The organism is Pauljensenia sp. 20925_1_34 (genome assembly GCF_041432775.1).
Taxonomy (GTDB): Bacteria; Actinomycetota; Actinomycetes; order Actinomycetales; family Actinomycetaceae; genus Pauljensenia.
Map to the genome: position 1 here is coordinate 18,493 of NZ_JAPWAG010000028.1, position 11,127 is coordinate 29,619.

Below are 11,127 nucleotides of genomic sequence, written 5' to 3' on the forward strand. Positions count from 1 at the left end.
CCCGCTAGGACGCATCCTCGCAGGTCAGACGCCCCGCGTCCATCGCGAATGTGCGGTCCGCGTAGCGGCGTGCCTCGGGCTCGTGGGTCACGATGAGGACCCCCGCTCCCCCGTCGGCCGCCTCACGCAGGAGGCACAGAACGTCGGTCGCGTTACGCGCGTCCAGGCCGGCGGTCGGCTCATCGGCCAGGACGACGCTCGGGGTCATGAGGAGCGCGCGGGCCACGGCGACGCGGCGCAGCTCGCCGCCCGACAGCTCATTGGGCCGGGCCTGCGCCAAGTCACCCAGGCCCACGCGGTCCAGCAGTTCCTCGGCGCGCTCGCGCGGCGGCTCGCCCTTCGCGTAGAGCACGGAGGGCAACAGGACATTCTCGAGGACGCTCAGGCTGCGCAGCGCCGTGTGCCCCTGCGGGATCAGGCCGATGCGCTCATTGCGCAGGCGCGAGCGCTCCTCGTCACGCATCGCGTACAGGTCCTCGCCGCCCACGGACACGGTGCCCGCGGTGGGCGGGAGCATCCCAGCAAGCATGGACAGCAGCGTGCTCTTGCCGCTACCCGAGTGCCCGGTGATCACGGTCAGCTGCCCCGCCTCCAGCGCGATGTCGAGCGGGTGAACGGCCGTGAAGAGGCGGGTTCCCCGACGGCCGCGGGGGAAATCCTTGGTGAGGGAGGTCGCTTCAATGAGCATGTCACTCGCCTTCCTTGAGTAGGGCACTGGCGTCCTTCATGTTCAGGGCGCGCAGAGCTATCCACGATGATACGAGGGCGACGAGGCCCATGGCGGCCACGGTCCCCACCGCCAGCCCCGCGATGACGGGGATGGAGGGGACCAGGAAGCCCAGCCCAATGGTCTGCCGCACGAGGCCCGAGAAGGACACGATGAGGACGCCCGACACGATGATCCCGGCGCCCGCGCCGACCGCGTTGACCACCACGGCCTCGGACAGAACGATGCGCGAGACCAGGCCCTTGTGGGCACCGACCGCGACGAGCGTGCCAAACTCGCGCCTACGCTCGACGATCATCATGACGAAAACGAGGGTGACCATCGCCAAGCCCACGCCCCACACGAGGGCGATCAGCGCGGTGATCGTGCGGGACGTAGTCTCGAGCGATCGGGCGATCCCGCTGACCATCGTCGTCGACGTCGCCACGGACACACCGGGCACGCGCGCCTGGATCTCGGCCGCCACCGCGTCGGCGTCCACGCCGGGCGCGACCCTGACCATGACCGAGGAAATGATGTGGCCCGTATCCAGGGTCGTGTACTTGTTGAGCCCCTTGTCCAGCGACGAGTCAATGAGGATCCGAGCGGTGTCAAAGTTGGCGTACACGGCGTTATCCAGGCTCGATCCGGTGGGCTCGAATTGGGCGACGACGCGCAGCTTGTTGCCAAAGAGCGAGAAGTTCTCCGGGTTGGCCACGCCCACGTTCGCGCCGACGATCACATCCATCTCGCCGAGGCCCGCCTCCCCGAGCGTGTCGGCGATCCACGGCTGGACGGTGAAGTCGGTGGCAGGGTCAAAGGCGATGACCTGGTAGCGGCCCGCGCAGCACGAGGCCCGGGCGGTGGCGAGGAACAGCTGGGCGGAGGCGGCCTCCACGCCGTCGACGGCGGCCACCTGGTCGCGGATGGCCTCGTCCATGTAGAAGTAGGATGGCTCGGTGCTCACCAGGAAGGTCTGCGCGTCGAAGTCGGCGTCGGCCTGCTCGGGGGTCACCATGATGTCGGCCCCCAGGCGCGACTCGACGGTGCGCAGGCCTCGGTCGATGCCCGAGACGAGCATGGTTCCGCCGAACATGACCATCGTCATGAGCGCCGAGAACAGCATGAGGGTCCCCGTGCGCACCGGATATCCGCGCAGGTTCATCCACGGGAGTCGCGCGAGCGAATACATGTTGTTCCTCCTGTTGAAGCCCTAGATGGGGGCCAGCTTATTACCCTGGGCGCCGCGGGAGACGCGCGCGAGGGCGAGGCGAGTTCCCACGACCCCCGCGCCCACCAGCAGGGCGACGGTGAGCGCGGCAAGGGGCACGGACCGGCCCGGCGAGGCCAGTGCCGCCAGCGCGGGCGCGTCGCCGACCAGGGGCAGCACGCAGGCACCGACGAGGACACCCGCGAGCGCGCCGACGACGTGGACGAGCAGGGATTCGGCCGTCAGGACGCGGGCGATGACGCGCCGCGAGGCGCCGATCGAGCGCCACACGTAGATCTCGTGGCGGCGTTCGTTCATGAGGGTCAGCTGGGCGAGCATGAGGGCGGCCAGCAGGACCAGCCAGGCGGCGCCGAGGACGCCGAGGACGACCGCTCGGTGAGCCCGGATGTCCGAGGCCGTGGTGGCCACGGTCAGGTCGGATCGTACGGCGCTGACTTTGCGCACGTAGAGGTTGATCCACTCTGTCACGGCCTGGACATCTGCCGGGTTAGCCACGCGCACGAGGGCGACCGTGTAGTCCTCGGCGGGGTTCAGGGAGGCGTAGGTGTCCACGCCGGCCTGGGTCGAGGCGGCGATGACCTGGCTGAGGGTGTCCATGGAGACGAAGACGGCTGCATCCAGGCTGGTGCCGGTGGCCTCCAGGTGAGCGCCCACCGGCCACTGGCGCCCGAAAATGGTGACGTCGCCGGCGTCCGTGAGGGGGACGGCGGAACCCACGGCGACGGTGCCCGCCTGGGGCGATACTCCCTCGCCCTCGGCGATCCACGGGGAGATCACAAAGTCGGTCGCTGGGTCGTAGCCGACGACCCACAGGGGATCGTCGCCGTGCGTCTGGTCGGCGATGGTGAGCTGGTAGGAGACGGCTGCGATGTCCTCGTTGTCGCCCATGCGCGACAGGGCCGATCTGGGCTGGTCGCACAGCGCGGGCGTGCCCAGCATCGTCACGCTCTTTTTGTCGACCTTGTTCAGGCAGGACGTCGGGTAGACGACGAGGTCGGCGCCAAGCCTGCGCTGGGCAAGGCTGAGCTCGGCGCGCATCCCGTCGAGGGCGACGAGCCCGCCGAAGATGCATGCAGCCTGGGCGAGCGCGAGAATGAGGATGATCGCGGCGCGCACCGGGTGTGCGCGCAGGTTCTTGAGGGGAACGAGGCGCAGCGCGAACGCCCGGGTCATTGCCCGCCTCCGCCGGCCTCGGCGCAATCGATCCACAGGGCCGGGCGCACCCCGTAGAGCACGTCGACGTTCGCGCCGCTGGGGAGCGGGGTGCCCGCGGCGTCGACGTATTGCGCGGCGAAGGGGTAGGTGCCCGGCGAACGCAGCCACCAGTCGGCCGTCCCCTCCTCACTGACGGACAGGGTGCCCGAGGCCGCGGCCTGGCTGGCGGGTGCCGCGCCGATGTCGGAGCGGGCGGCAGAGGTACTCAGGTAGATGACGCTCTCTTGCTCGCTTAGCGCAAAGACGCGATCCTGCGTGGGCGCGCCGCCCGCAGCGCCGGTGATGGACTGGTCCGCGTTGTCGTTGAGGACCGAGGGGATGATCCCCTGCTGGGCGGGCGTGAACGCGGCATCGAAGAAGTCGCCGTTCATCCACGCGCGCAGGTCCGAGTCCGCCCACGTCACGTCCTGGAAGGGCACGTGGTTGTACTGGCGCCCGTCCAACACATCGGCGCTCAGGACCAGCAGCCTGTCGCCGAAGCGCTCCAGGACGATCCACTGGATCGGCTCGGGGCCGTTGAGCTCATCGCCATCCTGTTCGAAGGACCCGAAGGTCACCAGGTCCCCCTTGGCAGCCTTGCGGTAGGGCAGCGCCGGGTCCTTCTCGACGAGGCCCGCCGCGCGCTCCTTCGCGTCCGAGTAACCCGCCAGACCCGTGAAGATCTCGTAGGCCGCCGTCGTATCCCCGGCCTCGACCAGTCGGACCGCCTCGGCGTAACGCGAGCCGCGGTGATGGTTGTAGCCCAGGAAGGCCGCGGACAACACGAGGAGAACCGCCGCGAGTGCGACGGCTCCCCTCCTGATGGTTGCCTGGGTCAGGCGCGCGCGTGTCACCGCCTCGACATCAGGCCTGGGAGGCCCGGTCCTTCTTGAGCGTGTGAACCAGGGCGGCGACGCCGCCACCGGCAACGAGGACGCTCATGATGCGCACGAAGGGCTGGAACACCGTGTGGCAGCGCATCGTCTTCATCATGCACAGCGGGCAGATGACGCCGGGGATGAAGAAGACGACGATCGCGCCGATCAGCGACAGGGCCTGGAGGGCCAGGCGCACGCCCTTGTTCTTGACGAACGCGGCGGTTCCGAAGAACACGACGAGGCCCGCCGCACTGGCGGCCACCGAGTTCTGGCACTGGTGACAGTGCATCCAGGTGCCGTCCGGCCTGGGCTCGCAAGCGGAGAACACGGTGACCCCGCCGGCGAGGAGCGCAGCACTGAGCGCCGCGGGCACGAGGGGAATAATGATGTCCTTCTTTGACACGGAGATAATTCCTTCGAGACGAACAAGTGTTGACGAGCTTTATAAAAGTATCATAAGCCTAATTTACGCAGGGACACAACGCCTTCAGGCGCTTCTCCGTACCAGCACGCCCGCGCAGGGCACGCCCCTGCCCGGCGTGTGCACGGCCTATTCCTCCGGCGCAATGCCACCGCCAACGTGCCACTCATCCCGCCACTGGACGCCTAAGATTGAGTCATCCCCACCAGTGAGGTGCCATTATGAATAGGATCCGCATCCGCTTCATCCGATGCATCGGAGCATCGGTAGCCACGCTCGCCTGCGTTGGCCTCTTCCCCCTATCAGCCGCTGCCACCGACGTCGACGCAGACGCCGCAACGCCAGCCGCCGCCCAATCCGGCCCACAATCAGGCGCACAGTCGGGTGCGAGCACACCCACCGCACCAGCCACGCCCGAGGCACCCCCCGCCTCGCCCGAAGCCACCCCCGACCGGACAGCCTCCACGACGCCCGAGGCCACCCCGGCCTCGTCGGACGATGCTCCCCCGACGCCCGACCCGGCGCAGCCCGAACCGGGTGACCCCGCCGAACCCGCGCCGGATAATCCCGCCGAACCCGAACCCCCAGCACCCGTCACCTCCCAGTGGGTGCGCCATACCGAGGGCTGGCGCTACGAGAGTTCGGACGGAACCTGGCTCAAGGACGGCGTCTTTGACGTCGGCGGCGTGCGCTACGCCTTCAATGCCGACGGCTTCGTGCCCCGTGGCTGGTACCGTGGGTCCGACGGCGTCTGGTACGCGTCGACCGAGAACGGCGTGCGCACCGGCTGGTACCGCGACGGCGCGGCCTGGTACCTGCTGACCGACTCCGGGGCCATGACCACCGGATGGCAGGTCTCCGACGGCGCTTGGTACTACCTCGACCCCGACCGCGGCGGCATGATGGCCACCGGATGGACCACAATCGCCGGCACCTGGTACCACTTCGACGCTTCCGGCGCTATGAGCGAAGCCGCGTGGGTCTGGGCCGGAGCCTGGTACTACCTGGGCGACTCCGGCGCGATGGCCACCGGCTGGTTCCAGACGGGCGGCAGCTGGTACTACGCGGACTCGTCCGGCGCAATGGCCACCGGATGGCTGCGCGACGGCTCCTGGTACTACCTGCGATCCTCGGGTGCCATGGCCACCGGATGGCTCCAGGAGGGCGCGAACTGGTACTACCTCGACCCGAACTCCGGGGGCGCGATGGCGACCTCCTGGGCGATGGTCGACGGCAGCTGGAACTACTTCGACCGGTGGAGCGGCTTCTGGGTGTCCGGGCGCGCCAGCTTCGAGGCCGACTGGAACTACGCGAAGACCCTGTACAGCCCCACGAACTACCTGATCGTCGTCGACACGAACGCCCCGCACTGCATGACGTTCTACTGGGCGGCCGGCTCATGGCAGCCACTGACCGACATGCCCTGCTCCGTCGGAAAACCCTCCACCCCGACCGTCACCGGCACCTTCTCCATCAAGAACCGCGGCCACTCCTTCGGGCACGGGTACACCGCCTACTGGTGGACGCAGTTCCACGGCGACTACCTGTTCCACTCGATTCTCTACCACGAGGGCACCATGTCGGTACTGGACGGGACCCTCGGCGGGCACGTGTCCCACGGATGCGTGCGCCTGCGCTACTCGGACGCCAAGTGGCTGCACGACACGATCCCCTCGGGCACCTACGTGACGATCTACTGAGCGGCGCTTGCGGATAGGTTAGGCGCTTGCGGATAGGTTACGCCTTCGCGGATAGGTTACGCCCTCGCGGATAGGTTGCACCTTCACGGATAGGTTGCACCCTCGCGGATAGGTTGCGCCCTCGCGGATAGGTTGTGAGGCTATCCGTATGTTCATAAGCTATCCGCGTGCTCGCTTCCTATCCGCAAGCGACGGGCACCTGACTGCGGACACCTGGTGTTATAGGACATCACGTGTGGGTCGGTGGTCAGTTCCAGGAGCGGCGGACGGATGTGCTCAGTTCAGGGGTAGCCTCATTGGCTCCAGGGGTGGCACCATCGGCCGGACAGGTGGCTGCTTGGGCCCCTTCATGCGCAGGTTAACCCCACAGGTGGTAGCCCAGGCAGGCCGCCCACACTGCCACCTATCGGGCCCAGCTGCGCAGGAACGGGTTAACGCGACCAGTAAAAGGGCCCACGCGCACACCAGCCTCCCACCCCTCAGGGGCCAGAGAGCGGTCACCACACAAAAGTCGCACGTAATTTCCCTCGGTCAGTTTTCGAGAGCCCCTGAAATCGTTGCAATTCCAACGACATGAATTCAAATGTTGAAATAGTCAGAAGGGAATTACGTGCGACATTGTTCAGCAACCACCCACAAGACCTGACCGGACCTGCCCGGACGACGGGCTCCGCAGGAAGCGGCACCCCGCACCCAGAAGCCAGGCACACAGAATCCATACACAGGGCACAATGCAGTATTGACAGGAACGAGGCAAACACGACCAACTAAAAAGTGACTTTCCCGCGCGACAAAGCCGAAAAGTCACGCTCCCAGCAACACAAAGTCACCCTTCCAGCAACACGTAGTGTCCTATAACCCAGATCCCGCGCCCGGAACAGACAACGACGAAGCCCCGGGATTTCTACGGAATCCCGGGGCTGGGAGCGGAGACGGCGGGATTTGAACCCGCGAGGGGCTATGCACCCCTACCTCCTTAGCAGGGAGGCGCACTCGACCGGACTATGCGACGTCTCCAGTGCCGACTACTCTAGGACATTTTTGCCGCGAACGCGAACCGCACCCGCCGCACACGCCCGAGAACCTGTCGACATGGCGGAGGGCGAGGGATTCGAACCCCCGGTGCCATTGCTGACACAACGGTTTTCAAGACCGTCTCTTTCGGCCACTCAGACAGCCCTCCAGACCTGCCTCATCCTACAGGAACAGACTCACACACGCGAAGCCGACGGTACGGGCACAGGCACCGCCCACCCTGCGCCAGAGGGAGAGGTTGGGGCGGGCGCGCACCACATCTGCGGGATCGCTCCAGCGCTTACCGCGCAGCGCGAACAAAGAGGCGGACCCGGGGTGCACACGCCCCGGGTCCGATCCCAATCGCAGCTATCAGCCTCGCAGGCCGAAGAAGTTCCAGGACTTCTTGTCGGGCGCCGGCTCCTCGGGATGGTCGAGGAGGCCGCGCGAAAGCGCGGGCGCCGTCGGCGGCCACAGCGGCACGCGGATCGCGAGCATCGCCTGGATCGCGTGGTACACATCCCAGCGCGAGGACTTGGCGGGCTGGACGCTCTCATTGTGAGGACCGAGGCGGCGAATCCAGCGACCGGGCTGGGTGATCAGGTAGTCGTGGATGTAGTCAATGAAGGACCGGTAGCAGTGCTCGAAGTGCTCGACCTCGTCGATGCGATGCCCGTCGTCGAGCATGGCTCGGCGCACGGCGACGGTCGCGCACACGCCCTCACACACGACCCACTGCTGATGCTCGTCCTCGCCGGGCACAGGATCACCGTTGTCATCAACGCCGGTCGAGAAGCCGGGGGCGCCGTCGATGCGACGCCAGCCGTCAACGCGTGCGCGCTCGAAGAGTTCGGTGCCGAGCTCGAGCAGGTAGTCGGGGACGGCCCAGCCCATCGAGCGCAGGCCGGCGCGCACCTGAAGAGCGAAACGCGCGAGCTGCATGGAGTGACCGGTGACGTAGCCCTCGTGGTAGCGGCGCCCGTCGTTGCACAGCTTGCCGGCCTCGAGGCTGGGCTCCCACTCCTCGTTGTAGTACTCGGGCAGGCGCCAGTTGTTCTTGGAGGCCACCTTGTGGGCGAAAGCCGCCATCTTTTCGGCGCGATCCAGCCACTCGGGCTCGGTCGTGGCCTCGGCGGCGGCCATGTAGGCCTCGATCGTGTGGATGAGAGTGCCCAGGGCGTGGACGGGCTCAGGCTCGGTGAAGGCCTCGTCGTACTGATCCCACACGAGACCGTAGTCGTCGATCCAGTAGTCCTTCTGCTCCTGGAGCATGGTCTCGAGGAGCTCGTGGGCGCCGGGCCGGTTGGCGACGGTCGCGGCGGCCACGCCGAGCAGGGCGTAGACGGTGTGGTACTGGGACTTCACGCGGGAGGCCTCATCCCAGGGGACGCCGTGGCCATCCCCGTCGGGTTCAGGCTTGATCTGGTACCACATGCCGCCGTTGACGGGGTCGGTGAAGTACTCGGTCAGCGACTTGACAGCGTGGTCGGCGTAGCGGCGGGTGCCGGGCAGGCCCATGAGGGCACCCAGGGAGAAGATGTACGCCATGCGTCCCGTGACGGCCAGGTCGATGGACCTGGTCAGGTCCGGTTTGCCGTCTGCGTCCAGGTGCGCGAAGCCGGTGGCCACGATGGACCCCTCGGCCTCTTCAATGAGCGCCTGCATGTTGGTGCTCAGCCAACGGTTATGTTCGATGGAATCAAACCATCCCACGATGTTCCTCCTGCCAAAACAGCCACGGTCTGCGGTGACCGACCTCTCATAGGATAGTCGCTCCCTCCCTCATTTGGGAATACGTCCATCCACGCGCTCCTCAATCGGGGACGAGGCCGGGGCGCAATATGCGCTGACCTGCGGTTTTGCGCCCGCGAAGCCACGGCCTCGTACCAGGAACAGTAATGAGCTGTTTCACGCCGTGGACGGACCTACGCAGAAGTGGAGGTTACGTGCAACACTGTCCCTATGCATGATCGAGCTGGCACACGTGCCCTTCCAGAAGACCTCATCAACGTCGACGATGTCATCTCCGCCTACTACGACATCGTCCCTGACCCGACCGACGTGGGACAGCGCGTCGCGTTCGGAACGTCGGGCCACCGCGGCGCCTCGCTGGACGCTAAGTTCAACGAGGCGCACATCATCGCCATCACCGCGGCGATCATCGAGTACCGCGCGTCGCAGGGTATCAACGGACCGCTGTTCATCGGCCGTGACACGCACGCCCTGAGCGAGCCCGCGTGGCGTACCGCCCTGGAGGTCCTCGCGGCCGCCGGCATCGACACGCGCATTGACTCGCGCGGCTCCTACACGCCGACCCCCGCCGTGTCTGTCGCGATCCTGGGCGCGAACGGCGCGCCGGCGAATCTGCGCACCGAGGGCGACGGCCTGGCCGACGGCATCGTCGTGACCCCCAGCCACAACCCGCCGCGCGACGGCGGCTTCAAGTACAACCCGCCTCACGGCGGCCCCGCTGACACGGACGCGACCGGTTGGATCGCGGCGCGCGCGAACGAGCTGCTGGATTCGGGCGAGTGGAAGGACGTTCCGCGCGTCACCGGCTCCGAGCTGCTGCACGACCCGAACATCAAGCCCTTCGATTACCTGGAGTTCTACGTCTCGCAGCTGGACCAGGTTGTCGACATTGAGGCGATCCGCAACGCGGGCGTGCGCATCGGCGCCGACCCGCTGGGCGGCGCGTCCATCGACTACTGGGCGGCCATCGGCGAGCGTTACAGCCTGGATCTGACGGTCGTCAACCCCGAGGTGGACCCGGCGTGGCCGTTCATGACGCTGGACTGGGACGGCAAGATCCGCATGGACTGCTCCTCACCCTACGCGATGGCGTCTCTGCGTCAGGCCATGACCCCCGACGCCGAGGGCAACACCCCCTACGACATCGCGACCGGCAACGACGCGGATTCGGATCGCCACGGCATCGTCACCCCCGACGGCCTGATGAACCCGAACCACTTCCTGGCTGTGGCCATCGAGTACCTGTTCACGCACCGTCCCGGGTGGAGCGAGGATGCGGCCGTGGGTAAGACCCTGGTGTCTTCCGCACTCATTGACCGCGTCGTGGCCGCCATGGGCCGCAAGCTGATCGAGGTGCCCGTGGGCTTCAAGTACTTCGTGCCCGGCCTGCTGTCCGGCACCGTCGGTTTCGGCGGCGAGGAGAGTGCGGGAGCCTCGTTCCTGCGCAAGGACGGCACCGTGTGGTCGACCGATAAGGACGGCATCATCCTGGCGCTGCTCGCCTCGGAGATCCTGGCCGTGACTGGCAAGACCCCGTCGCAGCTGCATAGGGAGCAGGTGGAGCGCTTCGGCGCTTCCGCGTACGCTCGTATCGACGCGGCTGCCTCCCGCGAGGAGAAGGCGAAGCTCGCGGCCCTGTCCGCGGACGACGTGACCGCGACCGAGCTGGCCGGGGATCCGATCGTCGCGAAGCTGGTGCGCGCGCCCGGTAACGATGCGCCCATCGGCGGCCTGAAGGTGACGACAGAGTCCGCGTGGTTCGCGGCTCGCCCGTCGGGCACCGAGGACGTGTACAAGATCTACGCGGAGTCCTTCAAGGGTGCCGAGCACCTGGCCGAGGTCCAGGAGGCCGCCAAGCAGGTCGTGTCCGACGCCCTGAACGGCTGAACACGTTGACAAGGCCCGCCTGAGGCGGGTTGAGGGGGCGGCGCTCATGCGAGCGCCGCCCCCGTTGTCATGTCGCGCCGAAGCCATCGCTAATGGTCACGCCACGGCCCACGTGATCACAGCGGAAGCGCGACGAGGCGCGAGCATACACGGCCTGTTAAACTGACGGGTAGGACAAGGGCTGAAACGGATACTTGGCAGCGCGAGCTGTTAGATGATGACCGCGAAACCCGGTGATCAAGTGCCCAAGGACAAAAAGCCTTCGCGGCGGCAGACTGATACCACGTCCTGCAAACCCCCTTCCCTGTGGGTTGGGGGTTTCGTGCTATCTGCTGGGCCCAGTT

General features: G+C 67.0%; 8 protein-coding genes and 2 tRNA genes. 2 read left to right on the forward strand and 8 right to left on the reverse strand.

All coding sequences use genetic code 11. From position 1 onward, the window contains the following. Window positions 1-4: 4 nt before the first annotated feature. Genes O3669_RS09165 through O3669_RS09185 form a run of 5 tightly spaced genes read right to left on the reverse strand, consistent with a single transcriptional unit; the run spans window position 5 to window position 4,412 of the window. Window positions 5-688: an ABC transporter ATP-binding protein gene (locus tag O3669_RS09165; protein WP_371524461.1), complete on the reverse strand. Its 684-nt coding sequence runs from the start codon at window positions 686-688 to the stop codon at window positions 5-7. Window position 689: 1 nt separating this feature from the next. Beyond that, window positions 690-1,898: an ABC transporter permease gene (locus O3669_RS09170; protein ID WP_371524462.1), complete on the reverse strand. Its 1,209-nt coding sequence runs from the start codon at window positions 1,896-1,898 to the stop codon at window positions 690-692. A gap of 21 nt (window positions 1,899-1,919) precedes the next feature. Then, a complete protein-coding gene (locus O3669_RS09175) occupies window positions 1,920-3,110 on the reverse strand; it encodes an FtsX-like permease family protein (protein WP_371524463.1) in 1,191 nt (396 codons plus the stop codon). Continuing rightward, entirely contained in the window at window positions 3,107-3,985 is an 879-nt protein-coding gene (locus O3669_RS09180; protein WP_371524464.1) for a DUF6273 domain-containing protein, read from the reverse strand. The genes O3669_RS09175 and O3669_RS09180 overlap by 4 nt, the downstream gene beginning before the upstream one ends. 10 nt (window positions 3,986-3,995) lie before the next feature. Continuing rightward, window positions 3,996-4,412, reverse strand: a complete 417-nt coding sequence (locus O3669_RS09185) for a DUF4418 family protein (protein ID WP_295967850.1) — start codon at window positions 4,410-4,412, stop codon at window positions 3,996-3,998. Between the two features lie 239 nt (window positions 4,413-4,651). Between O3669_RS09185 and O3669_RS09190 the strand changes: the two genes are divergently transcribed. Continuing rightward, on the forward strand, window positions 4,652-6,130 hold the full coding sequence (locus tag O3669_RS09190; RefSeq protein ID WP_371524465.1) for a L,D-transpeptidase family protein: 1,479 nt from the start codon (window positions 4,652-4,654) through the stop codon (window positions 6,128-6,130). Between the two features lie 927 nt (window positions 6,131-7,057). On the opposite strand, the gene O3669_RS09195 is transcribed toward O3669_RS09190, so the two are convergent. The 3 genes from O3669_RS09195 to O3669_RS09205 all read right to left on the reverse strand — a co-directional run bounded on the left by O3669_RS09195 (window position 7,058) and on the right by O3669_RS09205 (window position 8,857). Beyond that, window positions 7,058-7,147, reverse strand: a tRNA-Ser gene (locus tag O3669_RS09195). A 76-nt stretch (window positions 7,148-7,223) separates the two neighbouring features. After that, a tRNA-Ser gene (locus O3669_RS09200) sits at window positions 7,224-7,313 on the reverse strand. Window positions 7,314-7,516: 203 nt separating this feature from the next. After that, entirely contained in the window at window positions 7,517-8,857 is a 1,341-nt protein-coding gene (locus O3669_RS09205; RefSeq protein ID WP_371524466.1) for an AGE family epimerase/isomerase, read from the reverse strand. 249 nt (window positions 8,858-9,106) lie between these two features. Here O3669_RS09205 and pgm point away from each other — a divergent pair, with 249 nt between their 5' ends. Beyond that, window positions 9,107-10,783 carry a phosphoglucomutase (alpha-D-glucose-1,6-bisphosphate-dependent) gene (gene pgm / locus O3669_RS09210; RefSeq protein WP_371524467.1) on the forward strand — a complete coding sequence of 559 codons (1,677 nt, stop codon included), beginning with the start codon at window positions 9,107-9,109 and terminating at the stop codon, window positions 10,781-10,783. Window positions 10,784-11,127 lie beyond the last annotated feature (344 nt).